Source organism: Allobosea sp. FW305-C-101 (assembly GCF_058783685.1).
The window spans coordinates 360,416-386,179 of the sequence record NZ_JBYSYT010000004.1 but is presented as its reverse complement, the minus strand read 5'-3'; the positions used below and the strand labels follow the sequence as shown (position 1 = coordinate 386,179).

Genomic DNA, 25,764 nt, shown 5'->3' with positions numbered 1-25,764 from the left:
CGTTTACCAACGTCATTCTCGGGCTTGACCCGAGAATCTCAGGCAGAATTAGGCGCCCGAGCCTCCGCCGGCACGAGATGCTCGGGTCAAGCCCGAGCATGACGAGTGTCGCTCAGGCCAGGCTCTTGTAGAAAAACGTCGAGCCGCAATCGGCGCCATCCGGCATCAGCGCATAGCGCGGGATGGTGCCGGCTTCGCTCCAGCCGAGCCGGTTATAGAGCCGCCGCGCCGCGCCGTGCTCGTCCGTGTCGAGTACCAGCAGGTCGCGGCCCTTCTCCCGCGCGATCGCCTCGGCCCGCTGCATCAACGCTTCGCCGATGCCCTGCCGGCGCGCGCGCGAATGCACCAGTACCTTGGCGACCTCGGCCCGGTGCGGCTGGTTCGGTTTGCCGATCAGGTGAAGCTGGGCCGTGCCGACGATGCCGTTCTCGTTCCGTGCGGCCAACAGGATGACCTGCCCGCTCGCGACACTCGCCGCGACATCGCGCCAGAAGCGCTCGTAGTCGGCTGCCGTGTTCCAGTTCATGAAGCCGACCGAGGCGCCGTTGGCGACGCTGTCGCGCAGGATCTCCGCAAGGGCCGGAACGGCTGTCTCGGCAGCGCTGGCGTCGAGCGTTTCGATGGCGACGGCGAGGCTGGTCGCATTCATGCGATATGTCCCGGAAAGGCGCCGCTCCTGGCGGCGAGGATGACGGTGTAGCGGACGGGCGCATCGCCCGGATTGCGGTAGATGATCGGCCCGCGCAGATGCATCTGCAGGCAGTCGCCCTCGGCCAATTCATGGCGAACGCCTTCGACGGTCAGGTCGAGACGGCCGCGCAGCACCCAGATCTGCTGATCGAGCGCCGCGGCGCCGGTCGCATTGTCCAGCCTCACTTCGGCGCCGGCCGGAAGCTCCACCTCGACGATCTCGAAGCCCGAGCCCGTCCCGCGCGGCGAGACATTGCGGCGCAGATAGCCGCTCGCCGGATCGCGCCAGAGCGGCTGGGCGTCGCGGCGCGCCAGCGGCCCGCTGCCTGCATCTTCTTCCAGCAAGGCCGAAAGCGACAGGCCGAGCCCGGACCCGAGCCGGACCAGCAGGGCGGCAGTCGGGCTCGATTCGCCGCGCTCGATCCGCGAGATCATGGCGCGACTGACCCCGGAACGCCCTGAGAGATCGTCGAGCGTCCAGCCGTGATGCACTCTCGCGGCCTTGAGCTTGAGCCCAAGTTTGCGGTCGAGATCGGCGTCGTCCAAGTGGTCCATGAAATAGGATTATTTCTACTAAAATAGAAAAGCAATACAGCAAGATCGAACTGCCGCGCTTGCGGCTGCGATCGCCCGTCAACCTCGCTTTCATCACATTTCGAGTTATCGCGAGGGCGGCTCTGCCGTTGCGCCCCGCATTTCAGGAAAAATCAGGCTTTCATGCTCTGATCTCGGTCAAACGACGCCAGTTCGATGGCGCATCGCAGGGGAAGCGACAAGGAAGCAGCGGTCATGAATCGCGGTCTCGAATGGTTGGGACGCTCGGTCGTCCGATTCATCACCCGCAACAAGCAGGTTGCGGCGTCGGCGGACTCGAAGGCCCTGGACCGCCTGAAGGCGGCGCTTCAGCCCGGCGATGTGCTGCTGGTCGAGGGCGGCATGAAGGTCTCGACGGCGATCAAATACCTCACCCAGTCGACCTGGTCGCACGCAGCGCTGTATGTCGGCGAGACCGGGCAGTTCGACGAGCATCGCGAACCGCTGGTGCTGGCCGAGGTCGAGATGGATGTCGGCTGCGTACTCTCGCCGCTCTCGAAATACGGCGCTTTCGGCACGCGCATCTGCCGGCCGCAGGGGCTGGACGCGCAGGGCCGCGGCACCGTCATCGCCTTCGCTCTCTCCCGTCTCGGCACGCAATACGACCTCAAGAACATCATCGATTTGCTGCGCTGGCTCGTGCCGCTGCCCTGGGTGCCGCAGCGCTGGCGCCGGCGCATGATATCGATCGGTTCCGGCGATCCGACACGGGCGATCTGCTCGACGCTGATCGCCCAGGCTTTCGAGGCAGCGCGCTACCCGGTCTTGCCGACGGTGGAATACGCGCGGGCGATGAGCGATGAGGATTTCGAGGAAATTCTGCACATCCGGCATCACTCGCTTTACATGCCGCGTGATTTCGACATCTCGCCCTATTTTTCGGTGGTCAAGCCAACGCTGGAGGCCGGCTTCGACTATCGCGCCCTAAACTGGGCGCAGGATCGCCTGGTCGCGGCGTAGCGCGGCGGCGATATCCCACTGCAAAGCCTTGGCGCAGTGAGGCAACGCTGCTATCTGCGCCCAATGAGCACCCGTTCCATCGACAATATCCGCAACTTCTCGATCGTTGCCCATATCGACCACGGCAAGTCGACGCTGGCCGATCGTCTGATCCAGCAGACCGGCACCGTCGCTGCCCGCGACATGAGCGACCAGATCCTCGACTCGATGGATATCGAGAAGGAGCGCGGCATCACCATCAAGGCGCAGACGGTGCGGCTGGATTACCGGGCCAAGGACGGCAAGGACTATGTCCTGAACCTGATGGACACCCCCGGCCATGTCGACTTCGCCTATGAGGTCTCGCGCTCGCTCGCGGCCTGCGAGGGCTCGCTGCTGGTGGTCGATGCCTCGCAGGGCGTCGAGGCGCAGACGCTCGCCAACGTCTATCAGGCGCTCGACGCCAATCACGAGATCGTCACCGTCCTCAACAAGATCGACCTGCCCGCCGCGGAGCCGGAGCGCATCAAGCAGCAGATCGAGGATGTGATCGGGCTCGATGCCTCCGAAGCCGTGCCGATCTCGGCCAAGACCGGCCTCAATATCGAGGGCGTGCTGGAGGCCATCGTCGAGAAGCTTCCGGCGCCGAAGGGCGATTCCGATGCGCCGCTCAAGTGCCTGCTGGTCGACTCATGGTATGACGCCTATCTCGGCGTCGTCGTGCTCGTGCGCGTCATCGACGGCGTGCTGAAGAAGGGCATGACGATCCGGATGATGCGGGCCAACGCCTCCTATGGCGTCGATCGCGTCGGCGTGTTCAAGCCCAAGATGACCGAGGTCAAGCAGCTCGGGCCCGGCGAGGTCGGCTTTTTCACCGCCTCGATCAAGGAAGTCGCGGATACCGCCGTCGGCGACACCATCACCGATGAGAAGAAGCCGATCGCCGAGCCGCTGCCGGGCTTCAAGCCGGTGCAGCCGGTGGTGTTCTGCGGCATCTTCCCGGTTGACGCCGCCGATTTCGAGGTGCTGCGCGCCGCGATGAGCCGGCTGCGGCTGAACGACGCCTCGTTCTCCTATGAAATGGAGACCTCGGCTGCGCTCGGCTTCGGCTTCCGCTGCGGCTTCCTCGGCCTGCTGCATTTGGAGATCATCCAGGAGCGGCTGGAGCGCGAGTTCAACCTCAACCTGATCTCGACCGCGCCGTCGGTGGTCTACCACCTCAAGCTGCGCGACGGCACGACGCTGGAACTGCATAACCCGGCCGACATGCCGGACGTGATGAAGATCGAATTCATCGAGGAACCCTGGATCAAGGCGACGATCTTCACGCCGGACGAATATCTCGGTTCCGTCCTGAAGCTCTGCCAGGACCGTCGCGGCATCCAGACCGATCTGTCCTATGTCGGCTCGCGCGCCAAGGTCGTCTACGACCTGCCGCTGAACGAAGTGGTGTTCGACTTCTACGACCGGCTGAAATCGATCTCGAAGGGCTATGCCTCCTTCGACTACGCGATCACCGATTATCGCGAGGGCGACCTCGTGCGCATGTCGATCCTGGTCAATGCCGAGCCGGTCGATGCGCTCTCGATGCTGGTCCACCGCTCGCGCGCCGACGCCCGCGGCCGCGCCATGTGCGAGAAGCTCAAGGAATTGATCCCGCCGCACATGTTCCAGATCCCGGTCCAGGCCGCGATCGGCGGCAAGATCATCGCCCGCGAGACCATCCGCGCGCTGCGCAAGGACGTCACCGCCAAGTGCTATGGCGGCGACGCGACCCGCAAGCGCAAGCTTCTGGAGAAGCAGAAGGAAGGCAAGAAGAAGATGCGGCAGTTCGGCAAGGTCGAAATCCCGCAGGAAGCCTTCATCGCCGCCCTCAAGATGGACGATTGAGCCGGCGCAAAAGCGCGACTTGAATATTCGCTGCTCCAAAAGCAGCGCGCGTCATCCCGGACAAGCCGCGTCAGCGGCGCAGATCCGGGATCCATCATAGAGCGCGGCACCCTTCGATGGATCCCGGGGCAAGCCCGGGATGACGGCACGGTTCTCGCGGGAAATGACACGCTAAAGCGCCTCGGCGCCGAGCCTCGCCTGCCAATGGGCGAGGCGTTCTTTCAGCACGCAATCCAGCACGTAGGCGATATCCTCGTCCTCCAGCCTTTCGAGCGCCTCGAAGCGGAAGGCCTCGGGGCCATGCGCGTTCCACGCCGCCTGCAGGGCGCGCTGGCGGTGGCTGCCATGGCGCAGCGTGAAGCGCAGGCGGTTCTCGATCGTTGAAAGATCGGGCGCGCGGCCAACCCATGTCAGCCCGGCCGCCTCGCAATGGAAGGCGAAGATGCCCGCCACCGTCTTCCGTTCCTTGTAGGCGGCCGTTGCCGCCTTCCTGTCCGCGCTCTGCATCGGTGCGATCCATCCTGTTCGATGGACGCTCGATAATACCCGGATTTTAATAAGGCAAGTTTTTATCCGGGTAATTTAACCTGGGCGGCTCTGAGCCTGCGCCCGCACCGCCGCCATGATGAAATCGGTCGTGGCTGCGATATAGGCCTCGATTGAGGTGCCGCGCTTCCGGTACTTGGCCCGTTTCACATACCATTCCTGTAGCAGCGGCTTGATCAGCGCGGCGGCGAGGTCGACATCGGCAATGGCGAAAACATCGTCAGCCACGCCGCGCCGTAGCACATCGGCGATGATCGCCTCGGTTGCAGCCTCGCTGTCGACGGCCTGCCTGCGCTCGGCCGCAGGAAACGACTTCGCTTCCATGAAGGCGAAGACGAACCAGGGCTGCATCGCCTCGGTCAGGCGGATATGGCGCTCGATCAGCCAGGCGAGATGGCGCCGCGGATCGCCGGCGATGGCGGCAGGGGCCGCGCTGAGCGCCTCCTGCGCCGCGCACGCGACCTCGCCGAGGATCATCGCCAGCAGCGTCGTCTTGTTGGGGAAATAGGCATAGAGCCCGCCCATGCTGAGCCCGGAGGCCTCGGCAAGGTCACGCAGGCTGGTGGCGTGAAAGCCCTGCCGGTTCGAGAGCTTGAGCGTGGCCTCAACGATGCGCGCGAGATTGGCGACGGCGACATGCGGCTTGCGCACGCGGATGGCGTCGTGATGGCGCTCGAAGATGCGCTGGCACAGCGCCTCCATCGAGACAGTGCTGGCGTCGTCCTTGTAATACGCAGACTGCACCTCGGCCCCGCCCGAATGTCCCGCTGTCCAAACAAGCCTATTGCAAGAGCAGGCGCGTCGCCATAAAAATAGCGAGCGCTCGCTCGATTTTTGGTGGAGGAACCGCCGCGATGTTCGACGACCTTCCAGGCCGGACGGCTTTGGTGACGGGTGCGTCCGGCGGGCTGGGGCTGCATTTCGCCAAGCTGCTCGCGCGACATGGCGTCGAGGTCACGCTCGCGGCGCGCCGGCAATCCGCGCTGGATCAGGCGCGTGCGGAGATCGCTGAGACGGGCGGCACCTCGAAAAGTATCCAGCTGGACGTGGCCGATTCCGCTTCGATCGCGACGGCGCTCGCCGGTCGGCCTTTCGACATCCTCGTCAACAATGCCGGGGTCAGCGGCGCCGGCCCGGCGGCTGATCTGTCCGAAGCCGCATGGGATGCGGTTCTCGATACCAACCTGAAGGGGGGCTTCCTCGTTGCCCAGGCCGTGGCGCGCGGCATGCGCGAGGCCGGCAAGGGCGGCGCCATCGTCAATATCGCCTCGATCCTCGGGCATCGCGTCGCCGGTGGCGTCAGCGCCTATGCGGCCTCGAAGGCGGGCGTGATCCAGTTGACCAAGGCGCTGGCGCTCGAATGGGCCCGTGACGGCATCCGCGTCAACGCGCTCTGCCCCGGCTATATCGAGACCGACATCAACCGCGATTTCTTCGCGACCGAAGCGGGCCTGAACTTGATCAGGCGCATCCCGCAGCGAAGGCTGGGCCAGCCGGAGGAGCTCGACGGCGCCTTGCTGCTGCTTGCTTCCGCTGCCGGCAGCTACATCACCGGCTCAACCATCGAAGTCGATGGCGGCCATCTCGTTTCGTCCCTGTGAGAATGGCCATGGATTTCGAGATTTCTCCCCGGATCGAAGACTACCGCACGCGGATCGCCGCCTTCGTCGAGCGCGAGATCCTGCCGCTCGAAGCGGACCGGGCGTCCTACGACCCTCATGGCAATATCGCGCTTCCTCTGCTTGAGACCATGCGCGCCAAGGCGCGTGCCGAGGGGCTCTGGTGCCTGCAGCTCAAGCCCGAAACCGGCGGTGCAGGCCTGGGCAAGATGGGCATGGCGGTTGCTTACGAGGAGATGAACCGCTCGATCTTCGGCCCGGTCATCTTCAACTCGGCTGCGCCCGACGACGGCAACATGATGGTGCTGGAGGCGCTTGGCACGCCCGAGCAGAAGGAACGCTGGCTGAAGCCGATCGTCGCGGGCAAGCTTCGTTCCGCCTTCGCCATGACCGAGCCGCATCCGGGTGGCGGTTCCGATCCCTCGATGATCCAGACCAGGGCTGAGCGGCGCGGCGACAAGTATGTCGTCAGCGGCCGCAAATGGTTCATCACCGGCGCCGAGGAGGCCAAGCACTTCATCCTCGTCGCCCGCACCTCGGACGATCCGCGCAACGGCCTCACCGCCTTCCTCTTCCATGCCGACCAGCCGGGCTGGCGCATCCTGCGCCGCATCGAGATCATGGGGCCGGAAGAGCATGGCGGCCATTGCGAGTTGGAGTTCGACGGGCTCGAAATCCCCGTCGAGAACGTGCTGGCCGGCGAAGGCAAGGGCATGAAGGTGACGCAGGTCCGCCTTGGCCCGGCGCGCCTGACCCATTGCATGCGCTGGCTCGGCCTCTCCAAGCGCTGCATCGAGATCGCCCAGGCCTATGCCGCCGAGCGCCATGGCTTCGGCCAGCGCCTCGCTGATCGCGAGAGCATCCAGCTCAAGCTCGGTGATCTCGCCATGCGCATCGAGATCGGCCGCCTGCTGGTTATGAAGGCGGCCTGGGAGCTCGACCGCGGCGGCTTCGCCCGCAAGGAGGTCTCAATGGCCAAGGTCCAGGTCGCCAACGTCCTGCACGATGCCGCCGATGTCGCGATCCAGGTCAATGGCGCGCGCGGCTACTCCAAGGATACCGTGCTGGAGTGGATCTACCGCTATGCCCGTCAGGCGCGATTGGTGGATGGCGCCGATGAGGTCCACAAGATGGTGCTGAACCGCTTCCTCACGCAGGAAGGCCGGGATTTCTGGCGCTGGCCCGTGGCCGGCGAGGCGCAGGGCTGAGGCGATGGCAGCCCCAGTGCCGTCCAGCATCGATTTCGATCCGGCCGCCTTGGCTGACATTCTGCGCGCGCAGTTCGGCCCCGGCGAACTCGCGCTCGAACGCATCGGCGGCGGCCAGTCCAACCCGACCTATTTCGTCGATTGGGGCACGCGCCGCCTCGTGCTGCGCAAGCAGCCGACCGGGCCGATCCTGCGTGGCGCCCATGCGATCGACCGCGAGTTCCGCGTGCTCGAAGCGCTCTCCCGGACGAACGTGCCGGTGCCGCGCGCGCTGCTGTTCCACGCCGATTCCAATCCGCTCGGCACGCCCTTCTACCTGATGGAGCGGCTGGAAGGCCGGGTCTTTCATGACGCTGCCTTGCCCGGTCTCGCGCCAGAAGAGCGACACGGCCTCTATCTCGGCATGGCGGAGGCTCTGGCAAAGCTGCATGCGGTGAAGCCCGACGAGGTCGGTCTCGGTGATTTCGGCCGGCCGGGCAATTATTTCGAGCGCCAGATCGCGCGCTGGACCAAGCAATTGCGTGAATCGCCCGGCGAGCCGATCCCCGAACTGGAGGCCGTCGCCGATTGGCTGCCGGCGCATCTGCCTGATGATGACGGCCAGATCTCGATCGCTCATGGCGATTTCCGGCTCGGCAATCTGCTCTTCCACCCCGAGAAGCCCGAGGTGATCGGCATCCTCGACTGGGAGTTGTCGACACTCGGTCATCCCTTGGCCGATCTAGGCTATTGCGCCATGCCCTGGCATACGGCGCCCGATGAATATGGCGGTATTCTCGGGCTCGACCGGGCCGCGCTCGGCATTCCCACCGAGGCCGCGTTCCTCGCGCATTATTATGCCCATGCCGTGCCGACGGCGCCGCTCCTGCGCTTCCATCTCGTCTTCGCGCTGTTCCGCTTCGCCGTGATCTTCGTCGGTATCGCCGACCGGGTGCGCGCCGGCACGGCTGCGGCCGCCAACGCGGCCGAGGTCGCGCCGCTCGCCCGGCGCTTCGCCATACGGGCGCGGGAGGCGATGCAGGGGCCCGAGAGGCTGGGCTGATCGCAAGACGACGATAGGATTCGATTGCCGGTTGTTTTCGAAGACTGACGTAGTCTGGCAAGATTCCAGAATAGATCTAATTTAGATCGATTCAAAACAATTAGAATTGCTTTGCCGACCTGAGACGGCCTGTGTTAGCGCGAGGGCATCTTTCCCCGGCAGGATGTTGTCCGATGCCCGCTCCCCGTTGGCTTTCCCGTCTGTCTTGCGCCGTTCTGTTCGGCGCTTCCGTGTTGATGGCGGGAGCCGCCAGCGCCGAGACGATCGAGGTCACCGACCTCGCCGGCCGCGTCGTCAACGTCACGCGCGACCCCCAGAAGATCGTGCTCAGCGAAGGCCGCCAGCTCTATACGCTGGCGATGCTCGACCGCGATGACCCGTTCAAGCGCGTCGTCGGCTGGGGCAACGACCTGATCGAGAACGATCCGGGCGCCTGGCAGAAATACCTGGCCAAGTTCCCGAAGGCCAAGGACGTCGCGAACATGGGCAATCCCTATGCCGCCGATGTCAGCATGGAGAAGATCGCCTCGCTCGGCACGGAGGTCTACATTCTCGACCTCTCCAACTACTTCAAGGCGCAGGAGACGGGTCTGCTCGCCAAGCTCGAGAAGGCCGGCATCACCACGGTCTTCGTCGATTTCCGCCAGGACCCGACCCAGAACGTGCTGCCGAGCGTGCAGCTTCTCGGCCGCATCCTGGGCCGCGAAAAGGAGGCGAACGCCTTCTCCGACTACTACATGCGCCAGACCCGCAGCATCTATGCCCGCGTCGGCGCGATCCCCGACAAGCAGAAGCCGCTGGTCTTCGTCGAGCGCGCCGCGGGTCTCCTGCCTTGCTGCGCCACGTTCGGTCCGTTCAATTTCGGCCGCTTCATCGAGGAGTCGGGTGGGCGCAACTGGGGCAGCCAGTTCTTCTCCGCGTTCCAGGCGCAGGCCGCGCAGGAGAAGGTGCTCGCCGACAACCCGGACGTCTATTTCCTCACAGGCGCCAATTGGTACGGCAGCAATCCCGGCAGCAGCGCCGTCAGCCTCGGCTATGACGCGACGCCCGAGAAGGTCCAGAAGGAAATGGCGGCGCTGATGAACCGCCCCGGCTTCCAGCAGCTCAAGGCGGTGCAGGCCAAGAAGGTGATGGCCTTCTACCACCAGTTCTACGACGCGCCGTATTACTTCATCGCCGAGCTCGCGATGGCGAAGGAGTTCTATCCGGATCGCTTCAAGGACGTCGACCCGGAGGCGGTCTTCAAGGAATTCCACGAGAAATTCCTGCCGATCCCCTATTCCGGCGTGTTCTGGGCCAAGCTCCAGTAAGGATGGCCTGAGCGACGATGGCCGCGATCCTGCCCATGACGGCAAATGCCACCGGGGACTATCGCCGGCGCAATGCGCGCCGGCTGAAGCTCGTCCTGCTCGGCCTCGTCGCGCTCGCCGTCGCGCTGGCGCTCGACGTCTCGATCGGCCCCGGCAACCTGCCGCTCGGTGACGTCCTGCGCACGCTGGTCGATCCGCAATCGGCGACGCCGCGGCTCTCCGTCATCGTCTGGGACCTGCGCCTGCCGATCGCGCTGATGGCGATGGCCGTCGGCGCCATGCTGGGCCTGAGTGGGGCGGGCATGCAGACCATCCTCGCCAACCCGCTGGCCGACCCCTTCACGCTCGGCGTCTCGGCCGCGGCGACAGTCGGCGCCTCCGTCGCGATCGTCTTCGGCTGGAGCGTCATCCCCGGCGCCGGCCCCTATATCGTCACGGCGAACGCCTTCGTCTTCGCGCTGTCGGCCTCGCTCGTCCTGTTCTTCATGACCAAGCTGCGCGGCGTCAGCCCCGAGACGATGATCCTCGTTGGCATCGCCCTGCTCTTCACCTGCAACGCCATCACCGCGCTGCTGCAATACCGTTCGAACGAGGTGCAGCTCACCCAGATCGTGTTCTGGACGCTTGGCAGCCTCGCCCGCGCCAGCTGGGAGAAAGTCGGCGTCGCCGCGCTACTGATCGCGCTTGCGCTGCCGTTCTTCCTGATGCGGGGCTGGGCGCTGACGGCTCTGCGCCTGGGCGACGAGCGCGCCGAGAGCCTCGGCGTCCGCGTCGATCGCCTGCGGCTGGAAATCCTCGTCGCGACCTCGCTGCTCGCCGCCGTCTCGGTCTCCTTCGTCGGCGGCATCGGCTTCATCGGCCTCGTCGGCCCGCATATCGCGCGGCTTCTGGTCGGCGAGGACCAGCGCTTCTTCCTGCCGACCGCGACGATCGCGAGCGCGGTGCTGCTCTCGCTCGCCTCCACCGTCTCGAAGGTGATCACGCCGGGCGTGATCTATCCGATCGGCATCATCACGGCCCTGATCGGCGTGCCCTTTTTCATCAGCCTGGTGATGTCGATCCGTGGGCGGGGAGTCTGAGCGATGGCGCTGCTGATCCGCGATCTCGACTTCCGCTATGGCACGACGCCGGTCCTGCAGGGGCTCGGCACCGAAGCCCTGCCGCGTGGCGAGCTCGCCGCGCTGGTCGGCCCCAACGGCTCCGGCAAGTCGACCCTGTTCCGCTGCGCCGCTGGCTTGCTACGCCCCGAGCGCGGCACGGTTGCGCTCGACGGCCACGACCTCTCGTCGCTCTCGCAGCGCGAGCGGGCGCGCAAGGTGTTCTATCTCGCGCAGGATACCGGCGCGCGCGTCGCCCTTTCGATCTTCGATATCATCCTGCTCGCCCGCAAGAGCCTGCATCGCGGCTATGCGCTTGCAGCCTCGCCCGAGGATACCCGCGCCGTCGAGGCGGTAATCGAGGAGCTCGGCCTCGCGCCCTTCGCCTCGCGCGATATCGCGACGCTCTCGGGCGGCCAGCGCCAGCTCGCGGCGATCGGCCAGGCGCTGGTGCGCGAGCCCGACGTCCTCCTGCTCGACGAGCCGACCAGTGCGCTCGACGTGCGCCGCCAGCTTGACGTCATGGCGACGATCCGCGCGGCGACGCGTCGGCGCGACATCGTTACCGTGGTGGCGATCCACGATCTCTCGCTCGCGGCCCGCTTCGCCGACCGGGTGCTGGTGATGAATTCGGGGCGCATCGCGCAGGCGGGTCCCCCTGCGGATGTGCTTGCACATCAGGCGGTATCGGAGACATATGCGGTCGGCGTGCATCTGGAGCGTTCAGCCCGGGGCACGCTTCTGGTCGAGCCTTACATTCAGGTCTGAGCGATGTCCGCGCCCGCCTCGCATGACAATTTCACCTTGAAGGAAGAGATCCGCGCCTATTGGTCGGCGCGGGCCGAGAGCTTCGATCTCTCCTTCGGCCACGCGATCAAGTCCGATCGCGAATTGAAGGCCTTCCAGCGCCTGATCGGCGATTCCTTCGGCCCGCAGCCGCTCGATGTGCTCGACCTCGCCTGCGGCACCGGCGAAATCACCCGTGCCCTGCTCTCGCTGAACCACCGTGTCACCGCGCTCGACTTCTCCGAGGCGATGCTGGAGCGCGCCCGCGCCAAGCATGGCAAGGCCGCCCGCTTCCGGCTTGGCGATGCCGAGCGCCTGCTCGATGAAGACGCGAGCTACGACGCGGCGATCACCCGCCATCTCGTCTGGACGTTGACTGATCCGGAAGCTGCCCTCAGCGAGTGGTTCCGCGTCCTGCGCCCCGGCGGCCGCATGCTGATCATCGACGGCGACTGGATCAACCGCACGCGCTGGCAGGCGCTGGTCAATCGCTTCGGCAACTGGCTGCGCGAGAAGCGCGGCGCGGCCGTCCACCAGATCGATGCCGACACCCATGCCTCGATCACCAGCCGCTTCTATTTCAAGGACGGGCTGAGCCGGCAGCGTCTTGAAGACATGCTGACCGCTGCCGGCTTCGTCGACATCGTCCCGGCCGATTACATTCAGGTCGTGCGCGAGCAGCAGCGCGCCGCGCCCCTCCATGACGCGATCCGGCTGGGCGCCTCGACCCGCTTCGCCCTTCTGGCGCGGAAGCCCGCGGCATGATCGCCAAGCCGGACTGGGACGCCGCGCAATATCTGCGCTTCGAGGATGAGCGCACGCGCCCGCCCGCCGATCTCCTCGCCCGCGTGCCGCTGAGCGACCCGAAGCGCTGCATCGACCTCGGCTGCGGCCCCGGCAACAGCACGGAACTGGTCGCGGCCCGTTTCCCCGACGCCGTGAACGAGGGCCTCGATTCCTCGCCGGACATGCTGGAGAAGGCCAGGACGCGCCTGCCGAACCTCTCCTTCGTCCTCGGCGACGTGAACAGCTGGTCGGATGCGGCGGGCTACGACCTGATCTTCGCCAATGCCGTGCTGCAATGGCTGCCGGATCACGAGGGCCTGTTTCCGCGTCTGGCAGGCTCGCTGACATCAGGCGGGTGCCTTGCCGTGCAGATGCCGAACAATCTCAACGAGCCTTCGCATGTCGCGATGCGCGAGGTTGCGGCGGAAGGCCCCTGGGCTGAAAAGCTTGCCACCGCGAAGGCGGAGCGCTCGGCGATCGGTTCCTTCGGCGATTACCGCCGCTTGCTGATCGAGGCCGGCTGCCGCGTCGATATCTGGCAGACCACCTACGTTCACGCGCTGACCAATCTCGAAGCCATCGCCGAATGGTTCAAGAGCACCGGCCTGAAGCCTTATCTCGACCGTTTGACGGCCGAGGAGCAGAAGGACTTCCTCGCCCGCTATCTCGAGCGCATCGCGCCGCATTATCCGGTCGAGAGCGACGGGAAGGTGCTGCTGCGCTTCCCGCGCCTGTTCATCGTCGCGGTGCGCGAGGGCTGATCAGGCCTTCGCGGCTTCCGCCTTCTTGGCGGCGACATGCTCCTCGTCGGAGGCACCGGCGCGCCAGTAGCTGACGACGAGGTTCTGGTCGCGCTCCGGCCTGAGCTTGCCGCGCGAAGCCGCCCGGATCGCCTTGAACGCGGCATGCTCCGACGCCGACCAGAGATAGGTTGAAGGTCCGTCCTCCGGCCAGTCGACCGTCGCGAAGGCCTCCTGCAGCAGCGGCAGGCTGCCCGGTGCCGCGTCCCCGCGATGCAGCCAGGTCAGCGCCATGCCGGCCGGGTGGCGCAGGGGCTGTTCCTCGCCGGCGTCGGCGACCTCAATGAAGATTTGGCCCACGGCTTGGGCCGGCAGGTTCTCCAGCATCCGCGCCACGGCCGGCAGGCCGGTCTCGTCGGCGAGAAAGACATAGCGCTCGGCCGGCTTGAGCCCGCGCCCGCCGGGGCCTGCCATGCCGATCCTGTCGCCGGCCTTGGCCCGGAACGCGAAGGCCGAGCCCGGTCCGGCATCCTCGTGCAGCACGAAATCGAGCGCGAGCGTGCCGTTGGCGACGTCGATTTCGCGGATCGTATACTTGCGCACCAGCGGCTTCGTTCCCGCCGGCGAGGGCAGCAGGAGCCCGTCATCGCCGACCATCGGCCAGCTCGGCTCGCTCACACCCTCGGGCGGGATGAACAGGCGCACATGCAGCGCGTCGATATGGTCGTAGCGCGCGAGATCGTCGCCCGTGAAGCGGATGCGGGCCATATGCGGCGTGATCCGCTCGACGCGGGTGACGGTCAGGATGCGGAATTCCGCGGGCAGGGCGGGGCCGGTGCCGTCGCCGGTCCAGCGCATCTCGGGCGCTGCGTCCTTCGGGGCGAACTCGATGACATGGCTGGCGATGGCGCGTTTCATGCCGAGCAGCGCGGCCACATCCGGCGCCTCGACGGTAACGTCGAGGGCGCTGGCCGAAAGGTCGATGCGCGCCTGGCTGCCGTCGAGGGCGATGATCGTCGTGTCGCCCTGCTCGGTGATGACGGCCTCGTGCTCGACGAGATGCTCGCAGAGCGGCTTCAGGACATCAGCCGGTTTGGCGAGTGCGATCCGGGTCGAGGTGGCCAGCATGAGGGTCTCCGTTAGGCTTTCGGCGGCGCCGCGATCCAGAGCGTCCCGTCGAGCGGGATCGCCGAGAAGCGGGCGCCCTCGGCAAGCGTCGCAGCCGGGTCGATATCGGCGAAACGCTCCGGGTGGAGCCATTTCGCCAGCGCCTCGATCGCGACGACATGCAGCGGGGTGTCGTTGAACAGGTGCCAGAAGCCGAAGGCGCGGCGCTTCTCGATGGCACTGAGCATCTTGAGCGAGGGCGTGGCCAAAAGCTTGGCAAAGCTCGCGGCGGCATCCGTCTCGCTGACGCCGAGGCCGAGCACGAGCCCACCGAGCTTGGTCAGATGCGTGCCGCCGGTCGCGATATAGACATCCGGGTCGGCGCCGATGAGCTGTTCGAGGCCGATCTGCCCGGTCGCGCCCGGCAGCATGGCAGCGGCGATGTTGCGTCCGCCGGCGGCCTGGATGAATTCGTTGAACGTGCCCTGCCCGGCCGTCATGCAGCAATCATAGCCGCCGGCGTGGGCGTGAATGAAGACGGAGGGGCGCTTCGCATCCGCGACCCGGCTCGCGATTCGCTTCATTCGCTCCTCGTAGAAGGCGATCAATCGCCCGGCCTGGTCCTGCTGGCCAGTGAGGATGCCCAGTGCCCTGAGGCTCGGCACGGTGTCGCGCAGTGGCTCCAGGAAGAAATCGACGACCGCGACGGGAATGCCGGCGGCTTCCAGCTTCTCGACGAGATCGCCGGAGCCGCGGCGCGTGCCGGCGAGCGATTTGCTGAGCACGACGAGATCGGGGCCGAGCGCGATCGCCCGTTCCAGCGAGAAGCCGGCAGCCGTGCCACCATCGCCGACGAGCGGGAGCGCATTGATTCCCGGAAAGCGCGTCCGATAGCGGGCGAGCCCGTCAGGGTTCTGGCGTTCGAGGTCGCTGCCCCAGCCGGCGAGGATGCTGACCGGATCGGGGTGGATCAGGCCGAGTGCGTTGAGCTGCCGGCCTTGCGCCAGCACGATGCGTTTCGCCGGAGCCGCGAGTCTGACGGTACGGCCGAGCACATCGGTTGCGACGACCGGGTCGGCGGCCATGGCGGGCAGGACTGGCAGGCTCAAGCCGCCCAGGATCAGCGAACGCCTGTCGAGCATCATGCCGCTGCCGCCTTGTCCTGCGCCGTGCCGGCGAGCGTGAAGGCGACAGTGCGCGCGAGCATCGGCAGGATCACCGAGACATGGTTCTCGCCGGGGAATTCGGTGAAGCTGCAATCGACGCGGCCGGAGGCGCTCAGGCGCTCCGCCATCTCGGCGGCGTTGTCGCACATCCGCGCCCGTGCCAGCCGCTCGGCCCGTTGTTGGGTGACGGCGAGCAGCGGGTCCTGCTCATGGCCGCCGACCGTGATCAGCAATCGCCCGGCGGGAGCGGCGCCAGCGCGCCGGAAGGCTTCCTCGCTCGCGAGGATGGCGCGATCCTGCCACCAGATCGACGGGCTGCCGGCGACGAGGGACTCAAACAGGCCGGGCCGGGTGAACAGTGCATGCAGCACGAACAGCCCGCCATAGGAATGGCCGGCGAGCGCGCGCCTTGCCGGGTCGAGCGGGGCGATCTGGGCGACAGCCGGCAACACCTCATCGACGATCATGTCGAGGAAGCGGTCGGCTCCGTCAGGCACGGGCAGGAGGTCGCGCTGGCGCCGCTCGGCATCGAAGGGCCGCTCACCGGGATAACCGATTCCGATCACGACGGCTGGGCCGACGCTGGTCGCTTCCGGGCGTTGCGCCTGCAGGCGGGCGGCGGTGGCAGCGACCGGGAACAGCGCGTGGCCGTCGACCAGCACGAGGCTCGGGAAGCCGCCTGCCGGAGCGGGGCCTTCCGGCACGGAGACCAGCAGCCGGTAGCGCGCGCCGTCCCGCGCCTCGAAATCACGCTGCCAGGCCTGCGGCAGCGTGACGGGGGCGAATGCGGGATCGGCAGGGCTGCCTGGCTGCATGGGCGCTCTCACCAGCGGTAGGACAGTGTCGCGAGCACCGTGCGGCGCAGGCCGAAGGAGCACTGCGTCGTGCCGTAGCAGCCGGAGATATACTCCTTGTCGAACAGGTTCTGGGCGTTGACCTGCAGCCTCCAGCCCTTGAGCGCCGGGCTGGCGGCGGCGAGGTCGTAGCTGATCGCGGCATCGACCAGCGTGTAGTCCGAGGTCGAGAAGGTGTTGCCGGGATCGCCCGCGCCACCGCCGACATAGCGCACGCCGGCACCGAGCCCGAGGCCGGAGAGCATGCCCGTCCGGAAGGTGTAATGCGCCCAGAGCGCCGCGGTGTGGCGCGGCACGACCGGCGGGCGCTTGCCGAGGTCGACGCCGTTGCTCTTGGTCACCTCGGCATCGGTATAGGTATAGGCCGCGACGAGATCGAGATTCTCATAGACGCTGGCGCGCGCCTCGACCTCGACGCCGCGGGCGCGGATCTCGCCGGTCTGGATCTGGAAGGTCGGATGGGCGAGGTCGGTCGTTGTGACGTTGGTTTGGGTCAGCTGATAGACCGAAGCCTGCAGGAAGGCATTGGTCCCCGGCAGCTCGTATTTGAAGCCGGCCTCGTACTGCTCGCCTTCGGTCGGCTTGAACGGCGTGCCGCCGAAGGCCGTGCCCGCGACCGGCTCGAACGAGGTCGAGTAGCTGACATAGGGCGCGAAGCCGTTGTCGAAATTGTACATCAGTGCGACGCGGCCGGTCCGTGCCGTATCGTCCTGCTTGGTCAGCACGCTGGTGGACAGCGCGCGGGTGCGCGCCTCGGCCCGGTCGAAGCGGCCGCCGACGAGCAGCGAGAGCCGGTCGAGCTTGATCTGGTCCTGCAGGTAGATGCCGTACTGGGCCGTCGTCTGCGTGGTGCTCGGCACGGTCGGCAGGATGAAGGGCAGGCGCCCGTAGATCGGATTGGTGAAGTCGAGCGACTGCACCGTGCCGCCGGCGCCGGTGGCGGCCTTGGCATCGGTCCAGTAGCCGTCGACGCCGAACAGCACCTTGTGCGTCAGCGGCCCCGTGCGGAAATCGGCCTGGAGCTGGTTGTCGATGCCGGCGGTGCGGGCGCGCTCGTTCGAGATCGTGGCGCGGCGCGTCAGGGTCTTCTGGTCGGCTGCGATGCCGCCGACCGCGACGGTGCGGTTGCGCGATTCGAGATCCGAGATGCGGACGTTCTGGCGGAAGGTGAAGACGTCGTTGAAGCGATGCTCGAAGGCGTAGCCGAGATTGGCCTGGTTGCGGCTATAGCCTTCGAAATTCGGCTCGCCCGGGAAGAAATTGCTCCGGATGCGGCCGGCGCGGCTCGGCAGCACCGTGCCGACCGCCGGGATGAAGCCGTAGAAGCCGGTCTCCGGATCGCGCTGGAACGAGGCCAGCAGGGTCAGGCTCGTCGCCGCATTCGGCCGGTAGGTCAGCGATGGCGCGATGAAGATGCGCTCCTCGCGGGTGTAGTCGACCTGCGTGTCCGCCGCCCGGCCGAGGCCGACGACGCGGTAGAGCCAGGTCTTCTGCTGGTCGATCGGCCCGCCGAAATCGAAGGCCATCTGGGCGCGGTCATGGCTGCCGAACTGGAGCTGGACCTCGCCGTGCCGCTCCTCCCGCGGGCGCTTGCTGACCATGTTGACGATGCCGCCGGGCTTCACCTGCCCGAACACCACCGAGGACGGGCCGCGCAGCACCTCGACCCGCTCCAGCCCCCAGGATTCATAGGTGGGACGAGGAAGTTGATGCCGCGCTGGTAGCGCAGGCCGTCGAGATTGTTGACGAAGCCGGCCGTGCCGCCCGAGCCGCCGAAGCCGCGGATGAAGACGCTGTCATAGCGGCCCATCGAGAGGCGGGTCTCGCCGAGCACGCCGGCAGTATAGCGCAGCGCCTGGCTGACATTCTGGGCGCCCTGGGCGTCCATCTGGTCGCGCGTGACGACCGTGATCGACTGCGGCGTCTCCATGATCGGCGTGTCGGTCTTGGTCGCGGTGTCACTGCGGCGCGCGACATAGCCGTTGACCGGGCCGCCGGCGCGCTCGCCCTGGACGTCGATCGTATCGAGGCCGATCGCTGTGCCCGCGGGCTGCGGCTGGGCGCCCTGCGCCAGCGCCGTGCCGGCGCCACCGACGAGAAGCGCGGCCAGTGCCACGCCGGCCCGTCCCATGGCGCGATTGCTGCTGTTGATCCCGGTCATGCCTGCATTCCTGCCCCCGGCGCCTGCGCGCCCTCGTCCCCGGGGTTCTTTCAGGAAGGCCGCACAGCCGGCAACGCGCTTGGCTTTCGATCGCGGCAGTATTTCTTTCGGTCGCGTTTCGAACGCGTCCAAGCAAGAACGGGAGGGCAGGGACATGGCTTGAATCAGCGCAGCGAGCTCGGAGCGACGCCGAAACGCTTGCGGAACAGCCCTGAGAAATGCGCCGGGCTGTAGCCGACCTGGAAAGCGGCGACGGCGACGCTGGCTTCTCCGTTCGCGATCAGCGCATAGGCCTGCTGCAGGCGCTGCTCCTGCAGGTACTCGAAGACGCTGGCACCGAACTCGGTTCGGAAGGCGGAGGTGAGCTTGGTCGGATTGAGCCCGCTTTCGCGCGCCAGCTCCGCCAGGCTGAGGGGCTCCTGTAAAGTTTCGAGCAGGCGGTCGCGGGCCGCATGAACCTGCTCGCGCAGGCGCGGGCTGAGCCGCGCCGGGCGGACGGGGCGCTCGCCGAGCATCCGGTCCAGCACCAGCGCTCCGAGTTCCAGCGCCTTGCCGGCGAGATAGAGCGGGCGCAGCGCTTCGCCGACCGGGCATTCCGCCATCTGCAGCGCCAGCGAGCGGATCGGCGCATCGGCTGGGCGCACCCAGAAGCCGGCATCGTCGGAACAGGCGAGGCGGGCGGCCTTGGCGACATCCGGCCCGAACTCGCGGGCGACGAAATCGAAATCGAACTGCATCAGCGCGCAGCGCAGCGCGCCGTCGGCGAGGCCCGTCCGCTGCTGCATATGCTCGCCGCCATTGGCTGCGACGAGGACCGTAGGCCCATCGAGCAGGACGGCCGGGCGGTCATCGAGCTCCAGCGCCTGCCGGCCCTCCAGCATGACCGCGACCTTGAGGCCCGGCCGCATCGGGCCGACGATCCGCTCGCCTTCCTGGATCAGGAACGTGCCGGCGGAGAGCGAGAGATTGCGCGAGAACAGCTCCAGGCTCGTGGCAGATTTCTGTACGGGGCTGGAACTGGCGGGCATCGCGACCTCTGTGAGGAGGTTATGTTTATCCGATGCTGGAGTAAAAATCAAATAATATCAATAGTTTAAATGTGTTCTAAGGTTCGCCGGTGTAGTCCTGCTGGCGTTTTCTCAAAGGTAGGGCGGCGTGCAGGCGCTCACGACGATGCAGCGCTCCGTCCCGATATTGCGATAGCGGTGCGGGATGCGGCTGTCGAAGAGATAGGCATCGCCGGGCTTCAGCACCTTGATCTGGTCGCCGACCGTGATTTCGAGCTCGCCGGCCAGCACCACCCCGCCTTCGTGGGATTCGTGCTTGAGCATGGCGGCGCCGGTATCGGCGCCGGGATCGTAGGATTCGTGCAGGATCTGCAGGTTATGGGCCTGGGCATCCCCGACCTGGCGGAAGGACATCTGGCCGCGGCTCTCGCCGCCATTGACCTGGTGCAGGCGCGAGGTCAGGTCGAGCAGGTCGGAGGCCTCGAAGAACACCTTGTCCCGTGGTGCCTTCGCCTCGTCAAAAAAATTCACCATCGTCATCGGGATGCCGTCGAGGATCTTGCGCAGCGACGCGACCGACGGACTGTTCCGGTTCTGCTCGATCAGCGAGATCAGGCTATGGGTCACGCCCGAGCGCGCCGCGAGCTCGCGCTGGGAAAGCCCGGCTGCCAACCTGATTTCCTTTAGCCTACCGCCGACGTCAAAGCTCATGGCCGTTCCGTTTCCCTCTTCTGCGCGCCTTGTCGTTCCTGCGCGTCATGCAGGGCCCGCCTGCTCGGCGGTCCTTGCCATGTTCAATATTCTGAGCGATGCTGCCGGAAAGCCAATAAGAAAATAGTGTCATGGGGAACCGGCGGAGTGGCATAGTTTTCGCGTTCAAAGCACACCGTCCAGACTAAATCCCCATTCGCTGCGATAGGGCCGCATGGACGCGCATAGCCGCGTGCATGGCACGGGAGATGCTTGCCGAAGACTATCGCCTCGCCAATGCCTCGCGGCGAGAATTCAACAGGGAAAGCAGGGTAATCCGGGCCGATGACGCAAGCCGAGACCGTTTTGTTGAATGGCCGCATCTTCTGCGGCTTGGCGGAAGGCTTCGTGGAAGCCCTGGCGATCGGCGGGGGGAAGGTTCTGGCTGCCGGTTCGGCTGCCGAGATCGCCGCCTTGCAGGGCCCGGCCACCAGGGTCGTCGACCTCGCCGGCCGCGTCGCCATTCCCGGCCTGAACGACGCGCATATGCACCTGCTGCCGCTCGGCCTCGCCATGAGCGAGGTCAACCTGCGCCCCGAGGAGGGCGTGAATAGCATCGACGAGATCCTGCGCCGCATCGCTGCCGCCGTGAAGGGCAAGAAGCCCGGCGAATGGGTCACCGGCCGCGGCTATGATCATAACGAGCTGGCCGAGGCCCGCCATCCGACCGCCGAGGAGCTCGACCGCGTCGCCCCGGACAATCCCGTCTATATCAAGCGCACCTGCGGCCATGTCGGCGTCGTCAATGGCCGCGCCATGGCGGCGGCCGGTATCGGCCACAACACGCCGAGCCCCGATGGCGGCCTGATCGAGCGCCGCGACAACAAGCTGACGGGCCTGCTGGCCGAGAGCGCCATGCGCCTGATCGTCGAGGCGATGCCGAAGCCGAGCCTGGCGGAGCTGAAAGCCGCGATCGAGAAGGCCGGGCACTACATGCTCGCGCAGGGCTTCACCAGCGTGATGGATGCCGGCGTCGGCATGGGCGCCGGTATGGCCGAGATCGAGGCCTATGAGGAGGTCGCGCGCGCCGGCACTCTGCCGGTCCGCACCTGGGTCTGCATTTACGGCAATGCCGACGGCATCGGCGACGAAGCCTATGCGGCGGGTTACCGCTTCGGCCGCGAGACCGGCCTCTTGCGCTACGGCGCGATGAAGGTCTTCGGCGACGGTAGTGCCGGCGGTCTGACCGCCGCGATGAGCGAGCCCTACCTCGTTGGCGACCCCGATAATCGCGGCATCTTCATCTATTCCGATGCCGCCATGCATGGCTATCTCCGGCACTACCACGAGCTCGGCTACCAGCTCGCGATCCACGCGATCGGCGACGCCGCGATCGAGCAGGTTCTCTCCGGCATGGAAAAGGCCGACAGTCCGGCGCATCCGATCAAGGGCCGCCGCCATCGCATCGAGCATTGCGGCTTCCTGACCGATGGCCAACTCGCCCGCATGGCCGCTGCCGGCATCGATCCGGTGCCGCAGCCGGCCTTCATCTACGAATTCGGCGATCTCTATGTGATCAATCTGGGCGAAGAGCGCGCCGGCGCCTCCTACCCGATGCGCAAATGGCTCGATGGCGGCCTGCATGCCGCGGCAAGCTCGGATGCCCCGGTCTGCGCCACCGACCCGTTCAAGAACCTCTTCACGATGGTCACCCGTCAGACCAAGCGCCATACCGAGATCGGCGGCGCCGAGAAGCTGAGCATGGAGGAGGCCGTCCACGCCTATACCTTGCTCGGCGCCTATACCCAGTTCGCCGAGGACAAGCTCGGCCGGCTGGTGCCGGGCCAGCTCGCTGATATCGCCGTGCTCTCGCACGACATTTTCGCGATCCCCGTCGGTGAGGTCGAGAACGACGTGCGCTGCGACCTGACGCTGCTCGGTGGCGAGGTGGTCTTCGACCGGCACGGCCAGCTTGCGGCTGCGGCGCAATAGGCCGGGACCTCAGCAATGCTCAAACATACGCTGCAAAGGCTGCTGCTGGTCCTGCCGGTGATGCTCGGCGTCCTGCTGATCGGCTTCCTGCTGATGCAGGTCGTGCCGACCGATCCGGCCCAGGTCCGCGCCGGGCCGACCGCGACGCAGGACGTGGTGGAGGCGATCCGCCAGGAACTCGGGTTGAACCAGCCCCTGTGGAAGCAGTTCGCGATCTATATCGGGCGGCTGCTCCAGGGCGATCTCGGCGTCTCCATCATCAACAACGTCCCGGTGACGCAGGAACTCGGCAACACCATCGGCCCGACGCTGGAGCTGATGTTCGCCTCGCTGATCTGGGCGATCCCGCTCGGCATGTTCTTGGGCACCGTCGGCGCCTATTACCGGGGCTCGCTGATCGACCGCGCGATCATGGCTTTCTCGGTGGCCGGTGTCTCGCTACCGGTCTTCTTCCTCGGCCTCGGGCTGATCTGGCTCTTCGGCTTCTATTACCCGATCCTGCCCTTCACCGGCCGCACCGGCCCGCTCTGGACCTGGGAGGGCATCCAGGGGATCATCCTGCCGGCGATCACTTTGGGCGGCGTCTTCGTCGGCCCGGTCGCCCGTATGACCCGCACCTCGGTGCTGGACGAGCTCGGTGCCGACCATGTCCGCACTGCCCGTGCCAAGGGGCTCGGCGAGGGCACGGTCGTGCTGCGCCACACGCTCCGCAACGCGCTCGTTCCGGTCGTCACGCTGATCGGCCTGCAGATCGGCTTCCTGCTCGGCGGCGCCGTCGTCACCGAGACCGTGTTCTCCTGGCCGGGCATCGGCCGGCTCGCGGTCGGCGCCATCCTGTCGAGCGACCTGCCGATGGCGCAGGGCACGATCATCATGCTCTCGCTCGGCTTCATCCTGGTCAATCTCGCGGTGGACGTCCTCTATGCCGTGCTCGACCCACGCGTGAGGGGCACCTGATGAGCTCCCCCATGAAGCTCGATCGCAATGCGTTCCAGCCCGGCGCCAAGACGGTCGAAGCGGCCGTCAGCGTCGCCGCCGCCACGCCCGTGCGCCGCAAGACCGTGCTCCGGATGCTGATCTCCGATGTCGGCTCCTGCATCGCGCTGGCGCTCGTCGTCCTCGCCATCCTCTGCGCGGTCTTCGCGCCCTGGCTCGCACCGACCGATCCCTTCGGCAACGATCTCGCCAACACGCTGAAGCCGCCGGGCGAGGCCGGTCTGCTCGGCACGGACGGGCAGGGCCGCAACATGATCACGCGCCTGCTCTACGGCTTGCGCACGACCCTGCTGATGGGCTCGGCCTCGGTCGCCTTCGGCTGCGTGATCGGCGGCATCATCGGCTTCGCCGCCGCCTACTATCCGAAGCTGTCCGGCGTGCTGATGCGGTTCATGGACGTCCTCCTGTCCTTCCCCGCGATCCTGTTCGGCCTCGCCATCGCCGCGATCTTCGGGCCGGGCCTGCTCGCTGTCATCATCGCACTCTCGATCGCGACAGTGCCCTTGATGGCGCGCGTCGTGCGTGGCTCGGCGCTGGTCGTGCTGCAGCAGGGCTATATCGAGGCGGCGCGCTCGCTGGGCCTGAGCGATCTGCGTATCATCCTGCGCTATGTCCTGCCGAACTGCCTCTCGGCCATCTTCGTCTTCGTCACCTTGCGTTTCGGCCAGGTCATCCTGCTCGGCGCAGCGCTGTCGTTCCTGGGCCTCGGCGCCCAGCCGCCAACGGCCGAGCTCGGCGCCATGGCGGCGGACGGCCGCAACTTCCTGTTCTTCGCGCCGCATGTCTCGGTCCTGCCGAGCCTGGTGATCTTCGCGGTCGTGCTGGCTTTCAACGTGCTTGGCGACTCCCTGCGGGACGCCCTCGATCCCAAGCTGCGCAAATAGCAGCGATATCAACCAAGAAGCGTCAAAAAGGGGACTTGCTCGATGTTCAAACTCTCAACTCTGCTTCTCGCCGGCGCCGCCGCCGCAAGTTTTGCGGTCGTGCCCGCGGTCGCCCAGCAGAAGGCGCCGCTCTCGATCCTGCGCGTCATCGATGCCGACAATTACGACCCGATCCGCACCACCGCGACGGCGGCGGCCGAGGTCATGTACATGCTGGCCGACACGCTGGTGACGGTCGATTTCGACATGAAGACGATCAAGCCCGGCCTCGCCGATAGCTGGACGATCTCGCCGGATGGACTGACCTACACCTTCAAGATCCGGAAGGACGTGAAGTTCTGCGACGGCCGGCCGATGACGATCGACGACGTCGTCTATTCGCTGAAGCGCTGGACCGACCCGGCCAACAAGTCGCCGGTCTCCTTCCGCGGCGGCCCGGTCAAGGACATCCGCGCCGACGGTGATTCCACGCTGATCTACGAGCTGAAGGAGCCCTATAGCGACCTGATGTTCCAGCTCGCCCTGTCCTTCGCCTCGGTGGTCGACAAGGCGACCGTCGAGAAGCTCGGGCCGAATTTCGGTGTCCAGGGCTTCAACGCCACCGGCCCCTATTGCTGGTCGCGCTGGACCCCGCGCCAGGAGCTCGTGCTCAAGAAGAACCCGCACTACAGCTGGGGCCCGCCGATCTACAAGGACCCGAAGCCGCAGATCGACGAGATCGTCTGGAAGGTCATCCCCGAGTCGAACACGCTGATGGCCGCGATCCAGGCCAAGCAGGCCGACGTGACCTATTACATGCCCTATATCGCGCTCGACACCATGCAGCGCATCCCCGGCATGACGGTGCAGCGGCAGGAAAACTACATCTACGACATCTTCATGGGCTTCAAGATCGACAAGCCCGTGTCGAAGGACGCGGTGATCCGCGAGGCCGTCAACATGGCGACCGACAAGCAGGCCATCGCCAAGGCGATCTTCTTCGGCAAGGGCCAGGTGCTGCCCTCGCTGCTGAACCCGGCCGTGCTCGACTACGACAAGGATTCCGCCAGCAAGATGCCGAAGCATAACCCGGCCGGCGCCATCAAGCTGCTGGACGAGGCGGGCTGGAAGCCGGGCGCCGACGGCATCCGCGAGAAGGACGGCCAGAAGGCGACCTTCACGGTCTACGGTATCCGCAACGACGTGAACCCGCGCATCTCCGAGGCGATGCAGGCCGACCTGCGCAAGGTCGGCATCGACCTCAAGATCCAGCTCTGGGACGCCACCGTCGCCTGGGGCAAGCTCGCGACGCAGGAATTCGACGCCTTCTACATGGCCTATCCCTATGTGACGGCCACCGAGGCGCTGAACCTCTACTTCGCCAGCCGCCAGGCCCCGACGCCGAACCGGATGAACTGGAAGGACCCGAAGACCGACGAGTTGCTCAAGGCCGCGGCGACCGCCGTCGATGCCGACAAGCGCAAGCAGGCGATCGGCGCGGTCCAGACGCAGCTCACCGAGGCGAATGTCTGGGTTCCCCTGGCTTCGCAGCCGCTCTGGGTCGTTGCCGGCGACCGGCTGGAGGGCGTGCGGGCCCACGGCATCTACGGTGCCGGCCTCTACAAGGGGCTCGACCTCAAGCTGAAGCGCTGAGCGTCTTCGGCGCCGCGCGGTGAGAACC

The 25,764-nt window shown here is 66.5% G+C and carries 25 protein-coding genes; 14 read left to right on the top strand and 11 right to left on the bottom strand.

Annotated features, from left to right (window positions below):
• Window positions 1-112: 112 nt before the first annotated feature.
• Window positions 113-649, bottom strand: a complete 537-nt coding sequence (locus tag AC3WMA_RS19345) for a GNAT family N-acetyltransferase (RefSeq protein ID WP_492286975.1) — start codon at window positions 647-649, stop codon at window positions 113-115.
• A complete protein-coding gene (locus tag AC3WMA_RS19340) occupies window positions 646-1,245 on the bottom strand; it encodes a helix-turn-helix domain-containing protein (RefSeq protein WP_492286974.1) in 600 nt (199 codons plus the stop codon). The genes AC3WMA_RS19345 and AC3WMA_RS19340 overlap by 4 nt, the downstream gene beginning before the upstream one ends.
• Before the next feature lie 234 nt (window positions 1,246-1,479).
• Between AC3WMA_RS19340 and AC3WMA_RS19335 the strand changes: the two genes are divergently transcribed.
• Together AC3WMA_RS19335 and lepA are read left to right on the top strand one after the other, a co-directional pair.
• Window positions 1,480-2,244: a YiiX/YebB-like N1pC/P60 family cysteine hydrolase gene (locus AC3WMA_RS19335; protein ID WP_492286973.1), complete on the top strand. Its 765-nt coding sequence runs from the start codon at window positions 1,480-1,482 to the stop codon at window positions 2,242-2,244.
• Window positions 2,245-2,307: 63 nt separating this feature from the next.
• The gene (gene lepA / locus AC3WMA_RS19330; protein ID WP_492286972.1) at window positions 2,308-4,113 is read left to right on the top strand and encodes a translation elongation factor 4; all 1,806 of its coding nucleotides are present in this window, start codon (window positions 2,308-2,310) and stop codon (window positions 4,111-4,113) included.
• A 171-nt stretch (window positions 4,114-4,284) separates the two neighbouring features.
• Here the strand turns inward: lepA and AC3WMA_RS19325 are convergent, their stop codons facing one another.
• Window positions 4,285-4,620 (bottom strand): GIY-YIG nuclease family protein, encoded by a 336-nt coding sequence (locus tag AC3WMA_RS19325; RefSeq protein ID WP_492286971.1) that lies wholly within the window; start codon window positions 4,618-4,620, stop codon window positions 4,285-4,287.
• A gap of 75 nt (window positions 4,621-4,695) precedes the next feature.
• The gene (locus AC3WMA_RS19320; RefSeq protein ID WP_492286970.1) at window positions 4,696-5,403 is read right to left on the bottom strand and encodes a TetR/AcrR family transcriptional regulator; all 708 of its coding nucleotides are present in this window, start codon (window positions 5,401-5,403) and stop codon (window positions 4,696-4,698) included.
• A 110-nt stretch (window positions 5,404-5,513) separates the two neighbouring features.
• On the opposite strand from AC3WMA_RS19320, the gene AC3WMA_RS19315 reads away from it, so the two are divergent.
• From AC3WMA_RS19315 to tam, 8 genes are all read left to right on the top strand, one after another.
• Window positions 5,514-6,260 carry an SDR family NAD(P)-dependent oxidoreductase gene (locus AC3WMA_RS19315; protein ID WP_492286969.1) on the top strand — a complete coding sequence of 249 codons (747 nt, stop codon included), beginning with the start codon at window positions 5,514-5,516 and terminating at the stop codon, window positions 6,258-6,260.
• Window positions 6,261-6,268: 8 nt separating this feature from the next.
• A complete protein-coding gene (locus AC3WMA_RS19310; RefSeq protein WP_492286968.1) occupies window positions 6,269-7,486 on the top strand; it encodes an acyl-CoA dehydrogenase family protein in 1,218 nt (405 codons plus the stop codon).
• Window positions 7,487-7,490: 4 nt separating this feature from the next.
• Window positions 7,491-8,528: a phosphotransferase family protein gene (locus AC3WMA_RS19305; protein ID WP_492286967.1), complete on the top strand. Its 1,038-nt coding sequence runs from the start codon at window positions 7,491-7,493 to the stop codon at window positions 8,526-8,528.
• A 173-nt stretch (window positions 8,529-8,701) separates the two neighbouring features.
• Window positions 8,702-9,838, top strand: coding sequence for an ABC transporter substrate-binding protein (locus AC3WMA_RS19300; protein WP_492286966.1), 1,137 nt, complete (start codon window positions 8,702-8,704; stop codon window positions 9,836-9,838).
• Window positions 9,839-9,873: 35 nt separating this feature from the next.
• The gene (locus AC3WMA_RS19295) at window positions 9,874-10,917 is read left to right on the top strand and encodes a FecCD family ABC transporter permease (RefSeq protein WP_492286965.1); all 1,044 of its coding nucleotides are present in this window, start codon (window positions 9,874-9,876) and stop codon (window positions 10,915-10,917) included.
• 3 nt (window positions 10,918-10,920) lie between these two features.
• Complete coding sequence (locus AC3WMA_RS19290; RefSeq protein ID WP_492286964.1) at window positions 10,921-11,703, top strand: ABC transporter ATP-binding protein; 783 nt, start codon at window positions 10,921-10,923, stop codon at window positions 11,701-11,703.
• Between the two features lie 3 nt (window positions 11,704-11,706).
• Window positions 11,707-12,486 (top strand): class I SAM-dependent methyltransferase, encoded by a 780-nt coding sequence (locus tag AC3WMA_RS19285; protein WP_492286963.1) that lies wholly within the window; start codon window positions 11,707-11,709, stop codon window positions 12,484-12,486.
• Window positions 12,483-13,268: a trans-aconitate 2-methyltransferase gene (gene tam / locus AC3WMA_RS19280; RefSeq protein WP_492286962.1), complete on the top strand. Its 786-nt coding sequence runs from the start codon at window positions 12,483-12,485 to the stop codon at window positions 13,266-13,268. The genes AC3WMA_RS19285 and tam overlap by 4 nt, the downstream gene beginning before the upstream one ends.
• Here tam and AC3WMA_RS19275 read toward each other — a convergent pair whose 3' ends face one another.
• The 7 genes from AC3WMA_RS19275 to AC3WMA_RS19245 form a co-directional block, all read right to left on the bottom strand.
• On the bottom strand, window positions 13,269-14,375 hold the full coding sequence (locus AC3WMA_RS19275; protein WP_492286961.1) for a DUF2218 domain-containing protein: 1,107 nt from the start codon (window positions 14,373-14,375) through the stop codon (window positions 13,269-13,271).
• Between the two features lie 11 nt (window positions 14,376-14,386).
• On the bottom strand, window positions 14,387-15,499 hold the full coding sequence (locus AC3WMA_RS19270; RefSeq protein WP_492286960.1) for an ABC transporter substrate-binding protein: 1,113 nt from the start codon (window positions 15,497-15,499) through the stop codon (window positions 14,387-14,389).
• On the bottom strand, window positions 15,496-16,335 hold the full coding sequence (locus tag AC3WMA_RS19265; RefSeq protein ID WP_492286959.1) for an alpha/beta hydrolase: 840 nt from the start codon (window positions 16,333-16,335) through the stop codon (window positions 15,496-15,498). The genes AC3WMA_RS19270 and AC3WMA_RS19265 overlap by 4 nt, the downstream gene beginning before the upstream one ends.
• An 8-nt stretch (window positions 16,336-16,343) precedes the next feature.
• Window positions 16,344-18,035: a TonB-dependent siderophore receptor gene (locus AC3WMA_RS19260; RefSeq protein WP_492286958.1), complete on the bottom strand. Its 1,692-nt coding sequence runs from the start codon at window positions 18,033-18,035 to the stop codon at window positions 16,344-16,346.
• Window positions 17,996-18,535: a TonB-dependent receptor plug domain-containing protein gene (locus AC3WMA_RS19255; protein WP_492286957.1), complete on the bottom strand. Its 540-nt coding sequence runs from the start codon at window positions 18,533-18,535 to the stop codon at window positions 17,996-17,998. The genes AC3WMA_RS19260 and AC3WMA_RS19255 overlap by 40 nt, the downstream gene beginning before the upstream one ends.
• 164 nt (window positions 18,536-18,699) lie before the next feature.
• On the bottom strand, window positions 18,700-19,563 hold the full coding sequence (locus tag AC3WMA_RS19250; protein ID WP_492286956.1) for a helix-turn-helix transcriptional regulator: 864 nt from the start codon (window positions 19,561-19,563) through the stop codon (window positions 18,700-18,702).
• Between the two features lie 111 nt (window positions 19,564-19,674).
• On the bottom strand, window positions 19,675-20,253 hold the full coding sequence (locus AC3WMA_RS19245) for a cupin domain-containing protein (protein WP_257733203.1): 579 nt from the start codon (window positions 20,251-20,253) through the stop codon (window positions 19,675-19,677).
• Window positions 20,254-20,577: 324 nt separating this feature from the next.
• Between AC3WMA_RS19245 and AC3WMA_RS19240 the strand changes: the two genes are divergently transcribed.
• The 4 genes from AC3WMA_RS19240 to AC3WMA_RS19225 are packed head-to-tail and all read left to right on the top strand — an operon-like array spanning window position 20,578 to window position 25,736.
• A complete protein-coding gene (locus AC3WMA_RS19240) occupies window positions 20,578-22,224 on the top strand; it encodes an amidohydrolase (RefSeq protein WP_492286955.1) in 1,647 nt (548 codons plus the stop codon).
• A gap of 15 nt (window positions 22,225-22,239) precedes the next feature.
• Window positions 22,240-23,181 carry an ABC transporter permease gene (locus tag AC3WMA_RS19235; protein WP_492286954.1) on the top strand — a complete coding sequence of 314 codons (942 nt, stop codon included), beginning with the start codon at window positions 22,240-22,242 and terminating at the stop codon, window positions 23,179-23,181.
• A complete protein-coding gene (locus tag AC3WMA_RS19230; protein WP_492286953.1) occupies window positions 23,181-24,104 on the top strand; it encodes an ABC transporter permease in 924 nt (307 codons plus the stop codon). Before AC3WMA_RS19235 ends, AC3WMA_RS19230 begins: the two co-directional genes overlap by 1 nt.
• A gap of 42 nt (window positions 24,105-24,146) precedes the next feature.
• Complete coding sequence (locus AC3WMA_RS19225) at window positions 24,147-25,736, top strand: ABC transporter substrate-binding protein (RefSeq protein ID WP_492286952.1); 1,590 nt, start codon at window positions 24,147-24,149, stop codon at window positions 25,734-25,736.
• Window positions 25,737-25,764 lie beyond the last annotated feature (28 nt).